The organism is Pseudomonas sp. SHLD1, from assembly GCF_028640935.1.
GTDB lineage: Bacteria > Pseudomonadota > Gammaproteobacteria > Pseudomonadales > Pseudomonadaceae > Chryseomonas > Chryseomonas aestiva.
On record NZ_JAQZAD010000011.1, the window covers coordinates 110,746 to 130,805 of the forward strand.

Below are 20,060 nucleotides of genomic sequence, written 5' to 3' on the forward strand. Positions count from 1 at the left end.
CAACTTAGATCTGCTGCATCTCACTTCTTCCAGCGCCATCCTCCGCGGCATGACTGACATCGCCGCCCTCTCCCGCCTCATCGAGAACCTGATCCGCCTCGGCACCGTTGCCGAGGTTGACCATGGCAGTCTCCAAGACAAGCGCCCTGCCCGCGTTCGGGTTCAGAGCGGCGAGCTGCTGACCGGCTGGCTGCCCTGGGCCGCCTTGCGCGCCGGCACCACCCGCGACTGGGATCCGCCCACCGTGGGCGAGCAGGTCCTGGTCCTCAGCCCCAGCGGTCAGACCGCCCAGGGCATCGCCATCACCGGCCTGTTCAGCGCGCTTATCCCTGCCAACGGCGATCGCGCTGGCCTGCACCGCCGCACCTACCCGGACGGCACCGTCGTCGAGTACGACAGCGCGGCCCACCAGCTGCTGGCCACCCTGCCCGCCGGCGGCCGGGTCGAGATTGTCGCCCCGGGCGGTTTCACGCTGCAGGGCGACGTGGACATCGACGGCCTGGTGACCGTGACCCGTGACGTCGTCGCCGCCGGCATCAGCCTGGTCAAGCACCCCCATAGCGGCGTCCAGGTCGGCAACGCCCAGACCGGAGCGCCCTCTCCATGATGAGCCGCGAAACGGGCCTGGCCGTCACCGAGCTCGAGGAGCTCCAGCAGTCGGTCGGCGACATACTCACCACGCCGATCGGCACCCGCGTGATGCGCCGCCCCTATGGCTGCGACCTGTTCAGCCTGATCGATCAGCCGTTCAACGACGCCACTGCGCTGCAGGCCAAGGCCGTGGCCGTGATCGCCCTCATGCGCTGGGAGCCGCGGCTCAACCTCACCCGCATCGCGCTCACCCTAGGCGACGCCCCGGGCCAGGCCTTCGTCGACCTGGAGGGCTACAGCACCGTTACCAACGCCGCCGTCAGCCTGCGCGCCCCCCTGGTCTTTGGAGGCCTCGCATGATCGACCTTTCCCTCCTGCCGCTGCCCGACGTCGTCGAGTCCCTGGACTTCGAGACCCTGCTGGCCGCCCGCAAGGCCCGCCTGGTCAGCCTGTACCCGGCAGCCGAGCAGGCCAACATCGCCGCGCGCCTGGAGCTAGAGTCGCAGCCGCTGAACAAGCTGCTCCAGGAAAACACCTACCGCGAGCTCATCCTCCGTCAACGCATCAACGATGGCGCCAAGGCGGTGATGCTGGCTTACGCCACCGGTGCGGACCTGGAGAACGTCGCCGCCTGGTACGGCGTCCAGCGCCTGCTGGTGACGCCTACCGACGCCAGCGTCACCCCAGCTATCCCCGCCGTCTATGAGACGGACGAGCGCCTGCGGTACCGGACTCAGCTCGCCCTGGAAGGCTTCACCACCGCCGGCCCGCGCAACGCCTACCGCTATCACGCGCTGTCCGCCTCAGCCCAAGTCAAGGACGTGGCCATCCTGCGCCCTATCCAGGGCACTGTGCGGGTCGTCGTCCTGAGTACCGAAGGCAACGGCACGCCGAGCGCCGCGTTGCTGGCCACCGTGACCGCGGCGCTTAACGACGAAGACGTCCGGCCGCTCTGCGACACCGTCGAAGTGGTCGCCGCCGAGATTCTGCCCTACCAGGTGGCGGCCACCCTGGTCTTCTACAGCGGCCCGGATATGGCCGTCGTGCAAGCCGCGGCCCTGGCCAAGGCGACGGCCTACGTGTCCGAGCGCCACGCCATGGGCCAGGACGTCTCCCGCTCGGGCCTGTTCGCCGCGCTGCATCAGAGCGGCGTGCAGAACGTCATCCTGACCAGCCCGGCCACCGACCTCGAGGTCGCCGAGCACCAGGCCGCCTACTGCACGGGCATCACCCTGCCCCAGGGCGGCACCGATGAGTAGCGTCCTGCTGCCACCCAACAGCCTGCCGCTGGAGCGGGCGATCGCTGCCAGCGGTGCCGGCATCGATGCGCTGCCGGTGCCGATCCGCGATCTGTGGAACCCTTGGAAGTGCCCGGCCGCGGTGCTGCCCTGGCTGGCCTGGGCGGTCTCGGTGGATGACTGGGACGTCAACTGGGGCGAAAACGCCAAGCGCCAGATCATCGCGGATTCCGTCACCGTCCACCGACACAAGGGCACCCGCGGCGCCGTCCGCCGCGCCCTGACCAACCTGCTCGGCTCCGAGGCCTTCACCCTCATCGAGGGCGCCACGGGCGGCCTCCACGACGCCAGCCGTACCTACAACGGCGACAACTTCTACGGCCACGACGAGCACTGGGCCAAGTACAGCGTGTACGTCACCCAGCCCATCAGCGTGGCGCAGGCCGCGCGGATCCGCCAAACCCTCGCCGACGTCGCCCCCGCGCGTTGCGAGCTCATTGCCCTCAACTTCACCGCTGCGCTCAACGATCACAGCGGCACCTTCCGTTACGACGGGACCTTTACCTACGGAGTCGCTTGATGACGAACCTCACCGAAAAAGAGCAGTGGGAGGATGGCGTCTACCAGATCGAGAAAACCGATCCGGTAGTCGGCGGCCCCGAAGGGCTCTCCAACCGCCAAGGCCTGCAACTGGCCAACCGCACCCGCTGGCTCAAAGCCCGTATCGACGGAATCCTGGACGGTACTCGCACGGCCGCACTGGCTATCAAGCTAGCCACCGCTCGCGCCGTCAAACTCACCGGCGACGCCACCGCTACCGGCACCTTCGACGGCAGCGCTGATCTGTCGCTAACCGTGACCCTGGCCGACACCGGCGTCGCGGCAGGGACCTATGGCGGCGTCACCCTCGACAAGAAAGGTCGCGCCATCGCCGCCACCACCTTTCTGCCCGTCGCGAACGGCGGTACCGGCAATGGCTCTGGCCAGGCGGTCAGCGCTGCCAAGCTGGCCACCGCCCGGACCATCAACGGCGTCCCGTTCGACGGCACGGCCAACATCGCCATCACCGACGACAGCAAAGCGCCGCTCAACTCGCCAGTGCTGCTCGGTGACCCACGCGCGCCAACACCGGCAGCAGGCGACAATGACACCAGCATTGCCACCACGGCCTTCGTCCAGGCCGCAATCGCGACGCTGGTGAATGGCTCGCCCGAAGCGCTTAACCAACTCAACGAGCTAGCGGCCGCCCTGGGCAACAACCCCAACTACGCCACCGATATGGCCGCGGCGCTGGGGCTCAAAGCCAACAGCGAGTCGCCGACACTGTCGGGCCTTCCTAAGGCGCCTACTGCAGGCATCGCCACCAACACGACTCAGATCGCCACCACCGCGTTCGTACAGGCTGTGATGGCAGCCTATGGCCTGGCAGGCTATGCCCCGGTGCAGAACAACACCCTCAACCTCAACGATGCGCCCTTCGGGGGGCTGGTGCGCTGCGAAGGCGCAGCGTCCAACTCGGCCACCTACAACTGGCCCGTAACGGGGGCAGGCGACACCACCCAGGTTGCTTTCGAGGTCTTCACCCACGGCCTGGCCGGGCCCTATGCTCGCCTGACCCAGTTCGCCACGGAGATCTTCGGTAGCACAGGCGGCCGCGGCCGCACCTTCGTTCGCGTGCGGCACGACACCACTTGGTACCCCTGGCGGGAATTCGCCTTCGCCGACCAGCTGGCCAAAGTGGCTACAGGTGGCCGGTTTGCTGATCTTGCGACCGAGATCTACCACTGGATGGCCGGCAAGTCCGCCGCCAACGGCTGGAAAAACGTCTACCTGCAGAACCAGGAGCCCACCGGCAACGTATCCCTGGAGATGGCCAACAGCGGCGGCTATACCGTGCTGTCCTACCAGGGCGTACAAGACGGCGCCGGTGGCTGGGGCGCGCGGTTCTACTACACGCCGCCAGGTGATACAGCCAAGGACCGCCGCATCGGCTGGCTCGGTATCTCTACCGCGGGCGAGGTCCAGCTCGGCAATGCCTCCCTGCCTGCAGGACGCTCCGGCCAGATCCTCACCAGTGAGGGCGATCAGAGTATCAACGGCAACAAGCGCTTCTTCGGCGAGGTGCAGACAACGTCCTGGAGCAGCTACCGCCTGATCGGGGGCGACTTCGGAAGTTTCTGGCGCAACGACGGCGCCGGGCTCTATCTGCTGTTTACAGCCAAGGGCAGCCCCTACGGCGACCTGAACAGCCTTCGCCCACTGACCTTCAACCTCACCACCGGCAAGGGCTACATGCCCCACGGCGTGGAAGTCCAAACCGTGGGCGCAGGTGATCGCAGCGTGAACGCGGCCTCCACGGCCTACGTCCTCAACGCCATCGGCGACCGTGCCGGCGCCATCGACTTCTTCGCCATGAGCAGCGCCCCTGCGGGCTACCTCAAGGCGAACGGCGCCGCCGTCAGCCGGACGACGTACGCCACCCTGTTCGCGGCGATCGGCACCACCTTCGGCGCCGGTGATGGCTCTACCACCTTCAACCTACCGGACATCCGGGGCGAGTTCCTGCGCGGCTGGGACGACGGTCGCGGCGTGGATAGTGGGCGGGCCTTCGCCAGTGGCCAGGCCAGCCAGAACCTGCTGCACGACCACCCTGCCTCCACCGGCACGGCAGGCGCGCACAACCACACCATGACCTGGAACAACGACGGCGCCCAGCTGGGCAACAACGACAACTCCATCTTCGGCGACGAAAACCGCTATGGCACGGTCACCATGACCACCAGCACCGCGGGCTCGCACACCCACTCCGTCATCATCGGCACATCCGGCGGCAATGAATCCCGTCCGCGCAACCTGGCCCTGCTGGCCTGCATCAAGTACTGAGGAGTCCAACCATGAGCGATGACAATCAACAAGCCTCTCAAGAGCTGATCGGCCCCGAGTACCCCAGCAACGAGGGCCCCTGGTGGTCGGGCCTATCGGCGCCGCTGGCGTACAATCTGGATCCTGCCACCGGCGAATACCTGGGCAGCTGCAAGGCCGATCCCAGCCCGCTGGAGCCCGACGTCTGGCTCTACCCAGCCCATAGCGTCCCCAGCATTCCTCCCATCGCTGGCCAGGGCCAGGCGGTCGTGCGTGAAGGTGATACCTGGAACATAATCGCTGACCACCGCGGGGCCACGGTCTACCACACCGCTACCGGCGAGCCGCGCACCTGGTTGCTGCTGGGCGCGCTGCCGGCTGATTACACCGTGACCGCTCCCGAATCGGCCTACGACCAATGGGAAAACGGCCAGTGGCACGTGGACGAAGCCGCGAAACTGGCCGCACTCAAAGAGACCGCCACCCGCCAGCGCGCCCTGCTGCTGCAATATGCCAGCAATCAGATCAGTGCTCTGCAGGACGCCGTGGATCTGGAGATAGCTACCGAGGCCGAGACCAAGGCACTCAAGGCCTGGAAGACTTACCGGGTGTTGCTCAACCGCGTGGACACGGTCAACGCCGTGCCGGCCGAGGCCGATTGGCCCAACAGTCCAGATCCGGCCACCACGGCCAGCTACCTGGCCGCGCAAGGAGATTCGGCCGCCTGACGGCGGTCGGCATTTTGTAGCGGGCGCCGCTACAACTCCCGCCCCGCGACCCGCGCGCGCGGATCCGCCAGCCTGTGCAGCGTCACCTACCCACCTGCGCAGGCAATCCCTCATGGCTGACTACCATCACGGCGTGCGTGTCCTCGAGATCAATCAGGGCACCCGCTCCATCTCCACCGTTTCCACCGCCGTTATCGGCATGGTCTGCACCGGCAGCGATGCCGATGCCGCCGCCTTCCCACTCAACACCCCTGTCCTGCTGACCAACGTCCAGGGCGCTGTCGGCAAAGCCGGCACCAAGGGCACCCTGGCCGAGTCGCTGCAGGCGATCGCCGACCAGTCCAAGCCGGTCACCGTCGTGGTGCGCGTGCCCGATGGCGCCAATGCGGCCGAGCTGCAGAGCAACATCATCGGCGGCGTCGCCAATGGCCGTTACACCGGCATGAAGGCGCTGCTCGCGGCCAAGGCCCAGCTGGGCATCACGCCGCGCATCCTGGGCGTGCCCGGGCTCGACACCCAGGCCGTCACCACCGCCATGGTGGCGATCGCCAAGCAGCTGCGAGGCTTCGTCTACGCCAATTGCAACGCCTGCGCGACCAAGGAAGAGGCTGTCGCCTACCGCAACCAGTTCGGCGCCCGCGAGCTCATGCTCCACTGGCCCGACTTCCTGGCCTGGTCCACCACCCAGAACGCCACTGTCACCGCTAACGCCACCGCCCGGGCCCTGGGCCTGCGCGCCCAGCTGGACCAGAGCACCGGCTGGCACAAGACCCTGTCCAACGTGGCCGTGGACGGCGTGACCGGCATCAGCAAGGACGTCTTCTGGGATCTGCAGAACACCGCGACCGACAGCGACTACCTCAACGGCAACGAGGTCACCACGCTGATCAACCACGATGGCTATCGCTTCTGGGGCTCGCGCACCACCAGCGAGGATCCGCTCTTCGCCTTCGAGAACTACACCCGCACCGCCCAGGTGCTGGCCGACACGATGGCCGAGGCGCACTTCTGGGCCAATGACCGCCCCATGCACCCGAGCCTGGTGCGCGACATCGTCGAGGGCATCAACGCCAAGTTCCGCGAGCTGACCCGCCAGGGCTACCTGCTCGGCGGCGAGTGCTGGTACGACGCCGACGCCAACGAGAAGGAGACGCTCAAGGCCGGCAAGCTCTTCCTGGACTACGACTACACCCCGGTCCCGCCGCTGGAAGACCTGACCCTGCGCCAGCGCATCACCGATCGCTTCCTGGTCGACTTCGCCAGCCGCGTCAACGCCTGATCCCCATCCTGAACATCCGGCGCCCCCTGGGGCGCCCTCTGGAGAGCTGCCCCCATGGCCCTGCCCCGCAAACTCAAGAACATGATGCTTTTCAACGACGGCTACTCCTACGCGGGTATCGCCAAGTCCTGCACCCTGCCGACCCTCGGCCGCAAGATGGAAGCCTTCCGCGGCGCCGGCATGAACGGTCCCGTCAAGGTCGACCTGGGTATGTCCGACGACGGCCTGCAGCTGGAGTGGACCCTGGGCGGACTGGATCTCACCGCCCTAAAGCAATTCGGCGCCGTGGGCGCCGCAGCCGTACCCCTGCGCTTCACCGGCACCTACCAGCAGGACGACACCGGCGAGGACGTCGCCGTCGAGATCGTGGTCCGTGGCCGTCACGAGACCATCGAGATGGGCGAGGCTGCAGCGGGCGAGGACACCGAGCACAAGATCACCACCACCTGCAGCTACTACAAGCTGATCGTGGCCGGTGCGACCGTGATCGAGATCGACCTCCTCAACTTCATCGAGATCGTTGGCGGTGAAGACCGCCTGGCCAAGCAGCGCGCCGCCCTCGGCATCTGATCCCTCCCCTTTTCGGCCCGCTCCGGCGGGCCAGCCCTAGCCAATTACCTGGAGTACCACCATGAGCGATAACACCCCCGAAAACGTCGTCGTCCTCGATCAGCCCATCACCCGTGGCGAGACCACCATCGCCCAGATCACCCTGCGCAAGCCCAATGCCGGCGAGCTGCGTGGCGTCTCCCTGGCCGAGCTCCTGCAGCTGGATGTCGCCGCGATCATGCGCGTGACGCCGCGCATCAGCATCCCCAGCCTCACCGAGGCCGAAGTCCGATCCATGGATCCGGCCGACCTGGTCGACGTCGGCGGGAAGATCGCCGGTTTTTTGCTCAAGAAGTCGGTCCGGGCGGAGCTCTCCCCGTCCGCGTAGAGGAAGCGATGGCGGATCTCGCCATCACCTTCCACTGGCAACCAGCCCAGCTCGACCAGCTGGGCCTGGCCGAACTGATGGACTGGCGCGAGCGCGCCCGCAAACGAGTCGCCCCCGATGGCCAATGATCTGCAGATCCGCGTCCTCCTGTCCGCCCTGGACAAGGTCACGGCTCCCCTCAAACGCATCGCCGGGGGCGGCAACGCAACCGCCCGGGCGCTCAAGGCTGCCCGCGACCGGGTCAAGGAGCTGAACCAGCAGCAGCAGGACATCAGCGCCTACCAGCGTCAGCGCGAGGCCGTGCGCCAAAGCGCCGAGGCCCTGGCCAAGGGCCAGGAGAAGCTGCGGTCCTACCGCGAGCAGCTCAGGGCGATGGATGCCCCGTCCGCCGCTTTCCAGAAGACCTTCGCCAACGCGGCCGCAGCCGTCGACAAGCTGCAGGTCAAGCACACCGCCCAGCGCACTGAGCTGCAGCGCCTGCTACCGATCATGCGCTCGGCCGGCGTCGACACCCGCAACCTGGGCGCGGCCCAGTCTCGCCTCGAGGCGCAACTCGGCACGGCGAATGCAGCTATCGAAGCCCAGCGTGCCCGGCTGACCAGTCTCAACCGCCTGCAGGAACGCAGCGCAGCAGTGCGCGCCAAGCTCGCCAAAGGCCAGGAATTCGCTGGCAACGCTGCAGTGGCGGGCGCCAGCTCGGCCGCAACCGGTGCGGCGCTTGGCAGTCCCATTCTCGGCATGATCAAGAGCTACAGCTCCTTCGAGGACGCCATGGCCGGCGTTGCCAAGCAGGTGGATGGCGCTCGCGACGACAATGGGCAGCTCACCCAGACCTACTACGACATGGCTCGGGCAATCCAGAAGATGTCCGAGACCATCCCCATGGCCACCACCGACATCGCGGCCCTGGTCGAGGGCGCTGCGCGTATGGGCATCCAGGGTAAGGACGACCTACTCACCTTCGCTCGAACTGCAGCCACCGCTGCCACGGCCTTCGATCTGCCCGCTGACCAGATCGGCGAGGACCTGGCGCGTATCGCCGGCCTCTACAAGCTGCCTATCAAAAACGTCGCCGCGCTGGGCGATGCCATCAACTACCTGGACGACAACGCCCAGTCCAAGGGTGGCGATATCATCGAGGTCCTCAAGCGCACCGCCGGCATCACCGCCAGTGTGGGCATGAACTACAAGGACGCCGCCGCCCTGGGCTCGACTTTCCTGTCGCTCGGCTCCTCGGCCGAGGTCGCGGGCACTGCCACCAACGCCATGATCCGTGAGCTGGCTATCGCCGAGCAGCAGCCTAAGCGCTTCGGCAAGGCACTCAAGGTGCTGGGCCTGGACGCCAGCAAGATCCAGAAAGGCATGGCCAAGGACGCCACCGGCACCATCCAGATGGTGCTCACCGCTATCAACAAGCTGCCCCAGGACCGCCAGATCGGCGTGACCACTGAGCTGTTCGGCAAGGAGTACGGCGACGACGCCGCCAAGCTGGCCAACAACCTCAAGGAGTACCAGCGCCAGCTCGACCTGGTCCGCGGCGACAAGGGCGCCGGATCTATGCAGCGGGAAGGCGACATCAAGGGCGACCTCCTCTCCTCGCAATGGAAGATGAGCCAGAACCGGGCATTCAACCTGTCCAGCGACCTCGGCTCTACCTTGCGCCCGGCACTGATCGAGCTGATGAACACCCTCAACGGCGTACTGGAGAAGGTCACCGGCTGGGCCAAGGCCAACCCGGAGCTGGTCACTACCCTGCTCAAGGTCGGCGCCGGCGCAGCGGCACTGGCTGCGACATTCGGCGTCCTCGCGCTAGGCCTCGCCGGCATCCTTGGCCCTATGCTCATCACGCGCTTCGCTCTGGGCCAGATCGGCATCAGGCTTCCGAATGTCATCGGCCTCTTCACACGATTTGGACTGCGCGAACTTCCTGCCACGACTCAATCCATGGGACTGTTTGCCCGCGTCTCAAGCAGCTTGTCCGGTATTGGCCAACGCCTCGCCACCAGCTGGCAAGCGGCTGCAATCCAGCCTGGGATCTGGACGCGAGCTCGAGCGTCATTGGTGCAGTTCGGTTCCAGCATTTCTACAACGACCAGCCGCATGGGTCAGGCAGTCACCGCTTCACTGACGTGGAGCAAGACAATGGCCGGACAGGTAGCGAGTGGCATCAAGGGGGCAGCCCAGGCGACGGCCAACCTAGCCAAAGCCAATGCTCAAGGCCTGGCTGCAGCGACGTCGCGCACCATTGCCTACGTAAGAGCCAACGGCCTGCTCGGTACCAGCCTCAACTTACTGCGCGGCGGCTGGACGGGCCTGGTAGGCGTCCTCCGTGGAGCAGCAACCGGGATACTTGGTGGCGCTGCTGCGGGCTTGCGATTCGTTGGACAGGCAGTGCTGTTCTTGACCCGCGCGCTTCTGCTCAACCCCATCGGTCTGCTGGTGACGGCCCTCGTGCTTGGCGCCGTTGCGCTCATCAAGTACTGGGAGCCGGTGAAAGCCTTTTTCGCGGGTATGTGGCAGGGCTTCAAGGAGGGCCTGGCACCACTCCAGCCACTGATTACCGGCGTGGGCGGTGCCCTGGCTCCGCTGGCGCCCATCTGGGACAGCATCTCCGCGGCCCTTGGCACTGCCTGGAGTTGGGTCAGCCGCCTGTTCGAGCCGTTCAAGGCCACCAGCGCCGAACTCGAGACCGCCACCAGTAAGGGGCGAGTCTTCGGCCAGTGGCTGGCCGGCCTGGTCAACCTGATCGCGGGCTTGCCGAACCAATTCATGGCCATGGGCGGCATGCTCATGGATGGCCTGGTCAATGGCATCACCAGCCGCATGGGCGCAGTAAAGGATGCCGTGATGGGCGCTGGAGAAAGTGTGATCAACTTCTTCAAGGAGAAGCTCGACATTCACTCGCCGTCCCGCGTCTTTGCAGCGCTGGGCGAGTACACCATGCAGGGCCTGGCCGTCGGCCTGGGCAAAGGCGAAGACGGCCCGCTGGCCCAGCTGATGTCGACAGCGAAACGACTCACTGCCGCCGGCGCGGTAGCGCTCGGGATCGGCGCTGCGCCTATGGCGCTAGCCCAGTCTCTACCGCAACCCACGGTCTTCAACGGCACGCAAAGCCAGCCCATTACCTTCGACGACCGTCCCGCGCTGCCGCCTGCGGTACCAGTGCCCCCCAGCGCAGGCGACCACATCGAAATCCATATTCACGCTGGCCCCGCCCAGGATCCGCAGGCTATCGCACGCCAAGTCCGTGCCGAACTGGCCCGGGTCCAGGCTGAGAAAGCAGCCCGCGGCCGCAGCAGCCTCAGAGACAAGGACTGACCACCGATGATGATGGCCCTCGGCAATTTCATATTCAGCCTCTACACCCTCGCCTACCAGGAGCTCCAGCGGCAGACCGATTACCGCCACGCCAGCAGCTCCCGCGTCGGCGCCGCGCCGGCGCGCCAGTTCCTGGGCAAGGGCGACGACAGCATCACCCTGCCCGGCTGGCTCGCGCCGGAGCTTGCCGGCACGCCCAGCAGCCTGGACGTGCTGCGCTACATGGCTGGTACCGGCGGCGCCTGGCCGCTAATTGAGGGCAGCGGACGGATCTACGGACTCTGGGTCATCGAGAGCATCACCGAGACCAAGACCCTGTTCTTCCAGGACGGTACCCCGCGCCGCATCGAGTTCAGCATCGCCCTCAAGCGCGTCGACGACGACACCGGCCGGGAGCTGCTCGGCGTCGGAATTGCCGGCATGGGTACCGTGCTGAGGAAGCTGCTGTGATCCAGGAGCTGCTCGACACAGCCACCGGCCAGCTGCGCGCCCTCGGCCGCGACCTGGTCCAGGGCGCCGCCTATGCCCAAGCGCGCTACCAGATCCTAGTCGACGGCAAGGACATCAGCGCCCTCATCGCGCCGCGGCTGATCAGCCTGGATCTGACGGACAACCGCGGCCTCGAGGCCGACCAGCTCAGCCTGGTGCTGTCCGACCACGACGGCCTGCTGGCCATCCCGCCCCGGGGCGCTAAGATCCGCCTCTGGCTGGGCTGGTCCACCACCGGCCTGATCGACAAGGGCAGCTACATCGTCGACGAGACCGAGCACAGCGGCGCCCCCGACGTGCTCAGCATCCGCGCCCGCAGCGCCGACCTGCGCAAGGGCCTCAAGACCAAACGGGACCAGAGCTACAGCGCCACCACCCTGGGCGCCGTGCTGCGCGTCCTGGCCGCACGGCAGGGCCTCACCCCGCTCATCGCGCCCGACCTCGAGGCGCAGCAGGTGCTACAGCTGGACCAGACCAGCGAATCGGACGCCAACCTGCTGACCCGCCTGGGCGAGGACTACGACGCGGTGGCCACCGTGAAGGCGGGCCGGCTGCTGTTCCTCCCAGCCGGCGGCGGCAAGGCGGTCAGCGGCGCCGACCTGGGCCACGTCACCCTCACCCGCCAGGACGGCGACCAGCACAGCTACCTCCAGGCCGATCGCGAGAGCTACGACGCCGTGCGCGCCTTCTACTACGACGTCAACAGTGCCAAGAAGCAGGAGGCCATCGCGGGCGGCGGAGAGAACGTGAAGGACCTGCGCCACACCTACGCCGACCAGCTCTCCGCGCTACGCGCCGCCCGGGCCGAGTGGAACCGCCTGCAGCGCGGTACCGCCACCCTTACCTACCAGCTCGCCCTGGGCCGGCCGGAGCTCATACCCGAGCTCACCTACACCCTGCAGGGCGTAAAGGCCGAGATCGACGCCATCATCTGGTACGGGGGAAACGTGCAGCACAGCCTCACAGCAGACGGCGGCTACACCACGCGCCTTGAGCTGGAAGCCAAGCTGCCCGAGGACCTGGTCGCCGACCTGGTCGACGAGATCCAGGGTGACTACACCGGCATCATCGCCTACTACCGCGACCCCAAGACCGGCAAGGAACACACCCTCACCGAGGGCGACCAGAGCAAGCCGCGGCGGCTGCGGCACCTTTACGCGACCAAGGCGACGGCGAAGCGGGCCGTGGAGCGGGAATGGAAGAAGCTACAGGCTACGAATGCTCAGGCCTGATCGATTTGTCGGCTTGGCCCTGACCCACCCATCGCGCCAGGGTCCAAACGAAGGACGTTGGCGAAGCGCAAAATGCTCGACTGCTCTCGCTCCTGCAGAGATCGAAAGCTATCCAGGAGCTGCTTTTCGCGGCTACTGACCACCATAAGACTGCCCGAACCTCGATTCACAATAGCGCCTTGCCAAACCACCTGCTCCATTCGATAGACTCTCCCAATAGCTGTATGTGCATACAGTACATTGTGATCTCGATCACGCCAATGCGCAAAGCCAAATGGTCGGCTATGCCTCAGGCAACGAGTGATCCAGCTGGCCCAGATCGCGCATGAGCGAAGCCATCCGTCTACCGATAGGCGGTCTTTGCAGTCACTCAGACGTTAGGCTATCAACGAGTTTGTTAAGTTGCGGCTCCTTGTAATAAACGTTTTCAAAGCTCTTTGACCAGTGATCCAGCTGCATACTTCCAGCCTTCTCTGGCGCGACAAGGGCAGAGAAAGAATCTACCTTTATCTGCCCTTTGATTACCGATAGAGCTCTTTCCCGGGTCGTATTAATAGCAACCTTCGGCGACTTCAAATAGCTTACCTCGGACTTACCTGGCGTAAACTGAAGCGGAAACGCCGTTAGGGTTATGCTATTTGCTTTCGTATGAATGAAGGTACGATATATCGCGTACACCGCAGCACGCTTCACTTCATAGGCAGCATTATCCGCTGGCTCGTTCGGGAAGACCTTCGGCGAGATCTCCACAGTGAGCGGGTCCTCCTTGACCACACGGAACGTGCCGTTCTCCTCGGAGAAGTCGCCCAGGTCCTCAATCATCTCTCTCACACCAGAGTATTGAAGAGGCTCTAAATCATTTGCATATGAAATTGACGCAAATAAAAAGAGCGCCGGAAGGGCAGCAACCTTTCCAACCGATAACATAACCATCCTTAATATTTATTCAGAAGCTTGCGAAAGAGCCCAAACGAGACGCTCAATAGATGCCCGATCAACTTCGGAAATTTTACGCATTTCCTGGATGACTTTCGTTTCCGAAGGGCTGAGGTCAGACACTGTTTGCGGCTTTCGCTCGCCATACAGTAGATACCAAATATCTACACCAATCTTTTCGATAGCGGCCAGATACGCGATATCAGGGCTGCGCTCGTCCTTCTCGTAAAACCATTGGGTGTTTTTGGCTACGCCACCCAACGCGGCGAAGTCGGTCTGGTTGTATCCCAACCGCTTTCGCTCCTCTTGGAGCCGAGACCCAATTCCCACTTTTGTCACCATCCTGGACTTGACTTTACCATCAGAGTGGTAAAGACTCCGCCTTGTGTCACACGAAACCACACTAAATCACACGAAACCGAACTATGCCGAACGGATACCCAACTGAGCAAGCTTGTGACGCCGCACGCGACCGCCTAAAGCGCCTTGGGTTAAGTGCCAAGGACTGGGCAACGCAGAACGGGCTAACGCCCAGCACTGTTTATGCAGTGCTCAACGGCCAAAAGAAATGTCTTCGCGGTGAGTCCCACAAAGCGGCTGTGCTGCTGGGAATGAAAGAAGGTGAAACCTCAGCCGTGGCGGAACAGTAAGGCCAGCAGGACCAGGGAGAAACTGGAAGATGAAGCATCCCACCCTAGAAACACGCCGTCAGGTAGTCAGCGCCGTGATCTGCGCTTACCCAGGCGGTCGTGAGTGCGCTGCAGCACGCCTCGGCCTGCCGCTCAAGAAGTTCGATAACCACGCCTACGAAACCGCCGGATGTCGCCCTCTGACCGATGCTCAGATCCTGCTGCTCGAGGAGGAGACCGACACCACGTACCTGGCCGACTACCTGGCAGCCCAATACGGCGGCTTCTTCGTGCGTGGCGTAGAGGTAGGCGAACTGGACAATCTGGATCTATACGCCCGGTCGGTGGATACCGCCGTCAAGCGCGGGCTCCTAGACCAGATCATCGGCAGAGCGCTGGAAGACGGCGTCGTGACACCGAAAGAGATCGTGGAAATCCTCGCAGCGCACCACGTGTTCATGTCCAGCAGCCTGGCTGGATTGCACGCGATGATCGCTCTGCATAGCCCCAAGCCCCCAGGGCGAAAACACTAGACACCCCTTACCCACGGCCCAGCACCACTAGGTATCGAGAATGAAGTACGTACCTGAAATCGGCCCAAGCCAATCCCGTGAGGTGATTTGATGAGCGGCTACAAGCTCGTCTGCCCTCACTGCCATAGCAAGCTGCGAATCCGCACTAGCGACGGCAAACACATCTTCCTGCGGCTCTGCTACATGACCTGCACCAACGATGCCTGCGGTTTTCGCGTTAAAGCCCAGTTCGAGATGACGCATGAGCTAGTTGCCAGCGCAATGCCCAGACGCGGTGTTGTCCTGCCGAAGGCGACACTCGCCATGCGCCGCGAAGTCATGCTCGGCGCCAATTCCAACCAGCCGGATCTTCTAGATCAGCTAGATGCAATCGAGGACCTCTGACCATGAGCAACGGAACCACTACCGACTACCTCGATGCCATGCAGGCCTCAGCCTTCGCCTTCCTGCAGCGCCGAGAGGCTGAGCACCTAGGCCGCAGCCAGGAGCTCTTTGACCGCACGGTCGACTACCTCAAGCAGATGGGTGTACCGCAGCACACCTCCGAGCGCCTGGTCGCCCGGGCCAGTGATCAGCTCGAGGCCGTCAAAGGCCACCGCTTTCTCGACATCGATGCCAGCACTGGCGATGTCGTCGTACTGGTCAACCCAGCCACAGGCCAGCGCTACTGCATCCCGGTCGTGGAGATCTTCGAGGCTCTGATCGACGAAGACCCCGGCACACGACAGACCGCCTCCCGCTAAGCCCCTGACTACCTGATCCATGCCCGCCTTGTGTGGGTATGGGTGAACTGCGCCTTTTTGCAGCGAGAAACATCATGCCGAACACCCTTTCCCTCCAGATCGAATTGCCGCCGGCAGTCGCTGAGACCTACGCCCGCTGGCTCCAGGGCCGCGCCGACTTCATCGTCAACCAGCACTGGAACGAGCCGCGCTATCTCCGGATCGAGGACACCGACAAGCGCCGCGCCTCCATCCTGCAGCGCTTCCCGTCCATGCTTGCTGCTCACCAGACCGCTGCCCAGATCCGCGCTCAGCTCTCCGCTGCGGAGGCCTCCGCATGAGAAAGCCTGAGCTCAACCCGATTGTTGTCCTTGCCTGCCCGAAGCTTTCCGCCTACGCCGACCAGTACCCAGCAATCTGGAGATCTTTAGTTCGCTTTGGTGGCGGCAACACCAAGGACCGTGCCTATGAGAAGGGGCTGGTTAGGGGCTATCTCGCCGCGCTGAGTGATGCCAAGCGGCTCGCAGCCAAAACCGCCGACGAGCTCTACGACGAGCTTGCGGTCCTGAGCGAATACGCTGACCTAGTCGTCAAGGCGGAGGCAGACATCTAATGCGCCGCCAACTCGACGTGACCCTCGCCCGCGATGCTGCCGGCTCTACCGTTGTTTCGAACGATGGTGTTCTGGGCGTCATCGACTTCTGGACCCCCGCTGAGCTGCGCGAGCTCGCCCGCGCCTTGAACATCCTGGCCACCGACGCCGAACGCCATGAGGGCAGCGATCTGCGTCTGGTGCGCGACCTCGGTACCGGCCGCGCGGCGGAGTTCTGAGCATGTACCAAATGGATCACCAGCTCCGCGCCGACGTGCTGCAGCGCCTCGAGGCTGACCTCGGCCTGCGGCATATCAGCGGCACCGACTACATGCGCAAGGGCACCTGCCCGGCGTGCCACAAGACCGAGCTCTTCACCAGCCACGCTAATCCTTGGGTGGTGAAGTGCGGCCGCGAGGCTAAATGTGGCCAGACCTGGCACGTCAAGGAGCTCTATAGCGACCTGTTCGAGGACTGGTCCGAGCGCTTCAAGCCCACCAACGACGCCCCGGCCGCTAGCGCCGATGGCTACCTCCAGTTCGCCCGCGGCTTCGATCTGGGCCTGATCAAGGGTTGGTACACCCAGGAAAACTACTGGGACCGCGACCTCGACATCGGCTCGGCCACCGTGCGCTTCGAAATGCCCGCCGGCGGCTACTGGGAACGGCTGATCGATCGCCCGAACCGCTTCGGCAGCAAGAAGGCCCGCTTCAAGCCGGCTTGGAGCTACAAGGGCAAGCTCTGGGTGCCACCGACCGTCGACCTGCTGCAGGTCCAGGAGCTGTGGATCGTCGAGGGTATCTTCGACGCCATCGCCCTGCTGCATCACGGCATCCAGGCCGTCTCCATGATGTCGAGCGCGCCCTTTCCCGAGGAAGCCCTCAAGGAGCTGGCCCGTACCCGCGGCCCCAAGCTGCCGAAATTGGTCTGGGCCCTGGATAACGAGCCGACCGCCCGGGAGAACATCCGCAAGTGGGTGCGCAAGGCCAAGGACCTCGGCTATCGCAACCAGGAAGCCGCACAGATCCCGCAACCAGGTGACCGCAAGGTCGATTGGAACGATCTGCACCAGCGCTGGATGTTCGAGGAAGAGGGCAAGCGCAAAGGCCGCATCAAGCGCGACCTGGAGATCGCTCATCACCAGGGCACCCTGCTGCTAGCCGATTCTCCCAAGGAGAAGGCGCTGCGGATCTACGGCTTCGAGGAAGCGAGCAGCGAGTTCTACTTCGACTTCGGCAACCGCATGTACTGGGCCAAGTTCGATCTCAGCAAGGTGGACGAAGAGCAGCGCGCCATCCTGAACAGCGACGAGCCAGAGGATCGGATGCTCAACGACGGAAGCGCCCGTCGCCAAGCCCTTGAGAACGTTTGCTCGCTCAAGCTGCTGGCCAACTGCAACTTCGAGACGCTCTACAAGCAGACCAGCGAATCCACCGGTGAGGCCTGGTACTACCTCCGCGTCAATCCGCCCCACGACGGTCCGGCCGAGAAGCTGGCCTTCACGCCCAAGCAGATGGCCTCGAGCGGCGAATTCAAGGCCAAGCTCTTGCACGCCGGCGCTACCTGGCTCGGCACCCAGAAGCACCTGGACCAGATCGTCATCACCCAGACCGAGGGCGTGAAGACTGTCGAAACCATCGACTTCATGGGCTACAGCAAGGACCACCAGGCCTACATCTTCAACGACATCGCCTGCCACAAAGGCAACCTGGTCAAGGCCAACAGCGAGGATTACTTCGAGCTGGGCAAACGCCGGGTGCAGGCCCCGGCACTGATGAAAATGCAGATCCAGGCGGACAGCACCAGCTACTGCGAGGATTGGCTGCCCAAGCTCTGGCTATGCTTCGGCGCCAAAGGCCTGATCACCCTCACCTTTTGGTTCGGCTCCCTGTTCGCCGAGCAGGTCCGAGCCCAACACCAGAGCTTTCCCTTCCTGGAAGTGACCGGTGAGGCCGATGCCGGCAAGTCCACCCTGCTGATCTTCCTTTGGAAGCTGTTAGGCCGGGCTGGTTACGAAGGCTTCGACCCGAATAAGGGCTCGGCCTCCGGTCGCAGTCGCGCCATGGGCCAGGCAGCAGGCATGCCCGTTGTGCTCCTAGAGTCCGATCGCAACAGCGATGCCGCCAACACCAAAAGCTTCGACTGGGACGAGCTAAAGGACTTCTTCGGGGGCGGTCTGCTGCGCACCCGAGGCATCAAGAACAACACCAACCAAACCTACGAGCCGCCCTTCCGCGGGACCATCGTCATCAGTCAGAACGCGCCAGTAACGGGCTCTGAGGCCATCTTGTCGCGGATCGTGAAGATGCACTTCACCAAGCCCAACGCCACCGAGGCCAGCCGCGCGGCCGCCGACTCCCTGGGCCTGATGGAAGTCGAGGAGCTGAGCCACTTCCTGATCAAGGCCATCAAGGCCGAGCCAAAGGTCATGGCCCTGTTCAACGAGCGCTACCCCCACCACCGCGATCGACTGCGCAAGATCAGCACCCTTCGCTCGGCCCGTGTGGTGAAGAACCACGCCATGCTCCTGGCGATGGTGGACTGCCTAGCCCTAATCCTTCCGCTCAGCGACACCCAGTTGGCTGCCTGCGATCAGCAGCTGTTGAAGATGGCCATGGAGCGCCAGAACGCCATCAGCGCCGACCCAGCCGAGCTGGATGAATTCTGGGCCGTGTACGACTACCTGGAATCGCGCGGCGATCACGCCCTGGTCAATCACGCCAAGAAGCCCGACGAGCTCATCGCCATCAACCTCAACCAGTTCGCCGAGAAGGCGGCTGAGTACAAGCAGAAGATCCCGGACCTCAACACCCTGCGCCGCATGCTGCCCGACTGCCGCCGGCACCAGCTCCTGGGCATCAACGTTTCCACGTCCAGTGAAATTCGCACCCGTGAAATGCGGCGTAACCCCCTGAGCGAGAAGAAAGAACCCAACGTGAAGTGCTGGCACTTCAAGCCCTGATCCGCCCAACCCAAGGAGAGACACCATGCAGCAATATCACTACCGCTCCACAGACCCTGCAGTCGTCGCCATCGTCCAGGACTGCTTCAACCAGCGCCAAGCCCTGCGACTCGCTGCCGATCGTCTGGGCGAGGCCTTCGGCGGTGAGGTCGCCCTGCTGCGCACCATGACCGACGTCATGCCCGGCGGCATAAAGCTCAAGGGTGGCCAGGAGCTGGACGTCCACTGGTGCCGGCCTGATCAGTGGGGATTTCGCCGCCTGCGCGTCAAGCCGAAGACGGCTAAGGGCATGCCCAAGGCGGAGCGCGAAGCCCTCCAGGTCGAGCACCAGCGCCTGGTCCAGCTGTGGCAGGAGCGCTGCCCGGCGTCGCTCGACGTGCATGCGTTCTGGGATCGCCTAGGGGTGAACACCGGAAACCTGCTGCTCTGTGGTGGCCTGTTCTTCACCCAGCATGGCGCGGCCTACTTCTGCCTGGGCTTCGGCATCGACCATGCCGAGCACCTGGCCAACGTCGCCGCGGGCAAGCCCAGCGCCGGTTGGATCGAAGGCGCTGAGGAGATCCTGCCCAGCCACTACGACGCCGCCCGCCGTGACTACAACCGGGAGGCCGCATGAGCGCCAAGCATCTGGACCAGGCCGCGCTGCGCGCACGCTTCGAACAGATCGCAACGGGCCGCGGTGCTGACATCGAGCACGTCGACGGCACCTACGTCAGTCGTCCGGTGCAGTTGCTCTGGGAGTTCTGGCAGAAGGCCGCTGAGACCGAACCCACCGGCCAGCAGCTCTACGCCGAGATCCAGGAAGACAGCCAGTACGCCTATCAGCGCAACTGGGCCGGATGGCCATCGCCATTTCCTGTGTCGATCGGCCCCGATGAGTTCGGTGGCTACGTGGTCCAGGGCGGCCCCGGCGGCCAATACCGCCTCGAGGACGTCCAGCTATTCGTAATTGAGGGAGAAAAGAAGGTCCGGATCCGCTGACGGGACGCCGGAAAGAAAGAGGCCTGGGGAG

At 64.4% G+C, this 20,060-nt stretch carries 25 protein-coding genes; 23 read left to right on the forward strand and 2 right to left on the reverse strand.

Annotated elements, in window-relative coordinates; all coding sequences use genetic code 11:
* The first annotated feature begins 49 nt into the window (after positions 1–49).
* From PVZ77_RS03765 to PVZ77_RS03825, 13 genes are all read left to right on the forward strand, one after another.
* Positions 50–607 (forward strand): phage baseplate assembly protein V, encoded by a 558-nt coding sequence (locus tag PVZ77_RS03765; protein ID WP_273809888.1) that lies wholly within the window; start codon positions 50–52, stop codon positions 605–607.
* The gene (locus tag PVZ77_RS03770) at positions 607–951 is read left to right on the forward strand and encodes a GPW/gp25 family protein (RefSeq protein WP_039976470.1); all 345 of its coding nucleotides are present in this window, start codon (positions 607–609) and stop codon (positions 949–951) included. Before PVZ77_RS03765 ends, PVZ77_RS03770 begins: the two co-directional genes overlap by 1 nt.
* Complete coding sequence (locus tag PVZ77_RS03775) at positions 948–1,850, forward strand: baseplate assembly protein (RefSeq protein ID WP_273809890.1); 903 nt, start codon at positions 948–950, stop codon at positions 1,848–1,850. Before PVZ77_RS03770 ends, PVZ77_RS03775 begins: the two co-directional genes overlap by 4 nt.
* A complete protein-coding gene (locus tag PVZ77_RS03780; protein WP_273809891.1) occupies positions 1,843–2,409 on the forward strand; it encodes a phage tail protein I in 567 nt (188 codons plus the stop codon). Before PVZ77_RS03775 ends, PVZ77_RS03780 begins: the two co-directional genes overlap by 8 nt.
* On the forward strand, positions 2,409–4,712 hold the full coding sequence (locus tag PVZ77_RS03785; protein WP_273809893.1) for a tail fiber protein: 2,304 nt from the start codon (positions 2,409–2,411) through the stop codon (positions 4,710–4,712). The genes PVZ77_RS03780 and PVZ77_RS03785 overlap by 1 nt, the downstream gene beginning before the upstream one ends.
* 11 nt (positions 4,713–4,723) lie before the next feature.
* A complete protein-coding gene (locus PVZ77_RS03790; RefSeq protein WP_273809895.1) occupies positions 4,724–5,419 on the forward strand; it encodes a tail fiber assembly protein in 696 nt (231 codons plus the stop codon).
* A 112-nt stretch (positions 5,420–5,531) separates the two neighbouring features.
* Complete coding sequence (locus PVZ77_RS03795; RefSeq protein ID WP_273809896.1) at positions 5,532–6,698, forward strand: phage tail sheath protein; 1,167 nt, start codon at positions 5,532–5,534, stop codon at positions 6,696–6,698.
* Positions 6,699–6,752: 54 nt separating this feature from the next.
* Complete coding sequence (locus tag PVZ77_RS03800; protein ID WP_273809898.1) at positions 6,753–7,268, forward strand: phage major tail tube protein; 516 nt, start codon at positions 6,753–6,755, stop codon at positions 7,266–7,268.
* Between the two features lie 61 nt (positions 7,269–7,329).
* Positions 7,330–7,635, forward strand: a complete 306-nt coding sequence (locus PVZ77_RS03805; RefSeq protein ID WP_273809900.1) for a phage tail assembly protein — start codon at positions 7,330–7,332, stop codon at positions 7,633–7,635.
* 8 nt (positions 7,636–7,643) lie between these two features.
* A complete protein-coding gene (locus tag PVZ77_RS03810; protein WP_027599411.1) occupies positions 7,644–7,763 on the forward strand; it encodes a GpE family phage tail protein in 120 nt (39 codons plus the stop codon).
* A complete protein-coding gene (locus tag PVZ77_RS03815; protein ID WP_273809902.1) occupies positions 7,753–10,953 on the forward strand; it encodes a phage tail tape measure protein in 3,201 nt (1,066 codons plus the stop codon). The genes PVZ77_RS03810 and PVZ77_RS03815 overlap by 11 nt, the downstream gene beginning before the upstream one ends.
* A 6-nt stretch (positions 10,954–10,959) precedes the next feature.
* Positions 10,960–11,403, forward strand: coding sequence for a phage tail protein (locus PVZ77_RS03820; RefSeq protein WP_133863219.1), 444 nt, complete (start codon positions 10,960–10,962; stop codon positions 11,401–11,403).
* On the forward strand, positions 11,400–12,674 hold the full coding sequence (locus PVZ77_RS03825; protein ID WP_273809905.1) for a phage late control D family protein: 1,275 nt from the start codon (positions 11,400–11,402) through the stop codon (positions 12,672–12,674). Before PVZ77_RS03820 ends, PVZ77_RS03825 begins: the two co-directional genes overlap by 4 nt.
* A 366-nt stretch (positions 12,675–13,040) precedes the next feature.
* Here PVZ77_RS03825 and PVZ77_RS03830 read toward each other — a convergent pair whose 3' ends face one another.
* Together PVZ77_RS03830 and PVZ77_RS03835 are read right to left on the reverse strand one after the other, a co-directional pair.
* The gene (locus PVZ77_RS03830) at positions 13,041–13,496 is read right to left on the reverse strand and encodes a hypothetical protein (RefSeq protein ID WP_273809907.1); all 456 of its coding nucleotides are present in this window, start codon (positions 13,494–13,496) and stop codon (positions 13,041–13,043) included.
* Between the two features lie 120 nt (positions 13,497–13,616).
* The gene (locus tag PVZ77_RS03835; RefSeq protein ID WP_273809909.1) at positions 13,617–13,901 is read right to left on the reverse strand and encodes a helix-turn-helix domain-containing protein; all 285 of its coding nucleotides are present in this window, start codon (positions 13,899–13,901) and stop codon (positions 13,617–13,619) included.
* A gap of 134 nt (positions 13,902–14,035) precedes the next feature.
* On the opposite strand from PVZ77_RS03835, the gene PVZ77_RS03840 reads away from it, so the two are divergent.
* From PVZ77_RS03840 to PVZ77_RS03885, 10 genes are all read left to right on the forward strand, one after another.
* Positions 14,036–14,260 carry a DNA-binding protein gene (locus PVZ77_RS03840; RefSeq protein WP_273809911.1) on the forward strand — a complete coding sequence of 75 codons (225 nt, stop codon included), beginning with the start codon at positions 14,036–14,038 and terminating at the stop codon, positions 14,258–14,260.
* A 29-nt stretch (positions 14,261–14,289) separates the two neighbouring features.
* Positions 14,290–14,772 (forward strand): YmfL family putative regulatory protein, encoded by a 483-nt coding sequence (locus tag PVZ77_RS03845; protein WP_273809913.1) that lies wholly within the window; start codon positions 14,290–14,292, stop codon positions 14,770–14,772.
* 90 nt (positions 14,773–14,862) lie between these two features.
* Positions 14,863–15,156, forward strand: coding sequence for an ogr/Delta-like zinc finger family protein (locus PVZ77_RS03850; protein ID WP_273809915.1), 294 nt, complete (start codon positions 14,863–14,865; stop codon positions 15,154–15,156).
* 2 nt (positions 15,157–15,158) lie between these two features.
* Positions 15,159–15,515: a hypothetical protein gene (locus PVZ77_RS03855; protein WP_273809917.1), complete on the forward strand. Its 357-nt coding sequence runs from the start codon at positions 15,159–15,161 to the stop codon at positions 15,513–15,515.
* Between the two features lie 74 nt (positions 15,516–15,589).
* A complete protein-coding gene (locus PVZ77_RS03860) occupies positions 15,590–15,835 on the forward strand; it encodes a hypothetical protein (RefSeq protein ID WP_273809918.1) in 246 nt (81 codons plus the stop codon).
* Positions 15,832–16,107, forward strand: a complete 276-nt coding sequence (locus PVZ77_RS03865; protein ID WP_273809919.1) for a hypothetical protein — start codon at positions 15,832–15,834, stop codon at positions 16,105–16,107. The genes PVZ77_RS03860 and PVZ77_RS03865 overlap by 4 nt, the downstream gene beginning before the upstream one ends.
* A complete protein-coding gene (locus PVZ77_RS03870; protein ID WP_133863228.1) occupies positions 16,107–16,325 on the forward strand; it encodes a hypothetical protein in 219 nt (72 codons plus the stop codon). The genes PVZ77_RS03865 and PVZ77_RS03870 overlap by 1 nt, the downstream gene beginning before the upstream one ends.
* A 2-nt stretch (positions 16,326–16,327) precedes the next feature.
* Positions 16,328–19,048, forward strand: coding sequence for a toprim domain-containing protein (locus PVZ77_RS03875; RefSeq protein WP_273809921.1), 2,721 nt, complete (start codon positions 16,328–16,330; stop codon positions 19,046–19,048).
* A 25-nt stretch (positions 19,049–19,073) separates the two neighbouring features.
* Positions 19,074–19,664 carry a hypothetical protein gene (locus tag PVZ77_RS03880; protein WP_273809923.1) on the forward strand — a complete coding sequence of 197 codons (591 nt, stop codon included), beginning with the start codon at positions 19,074–19,076 and terminating at the stop codon, positions 19,662–19,664.
* A complete protein-coding gene (locus tag PVZ77_RS03885; RefSeq protein WP_273809924.1) occupies positions 19,661–20,029 on the forward strand; it encodes a hypothetical protein in 369 nt (122 codons plus the stop codon). Before PVZ77_RS03880 ends, PVZ77_RS03885 begins: the two co-directional genes overlap by 4 nt.
* Positions 20,030–20,060 lie beyond the last annotated feature (31 nt).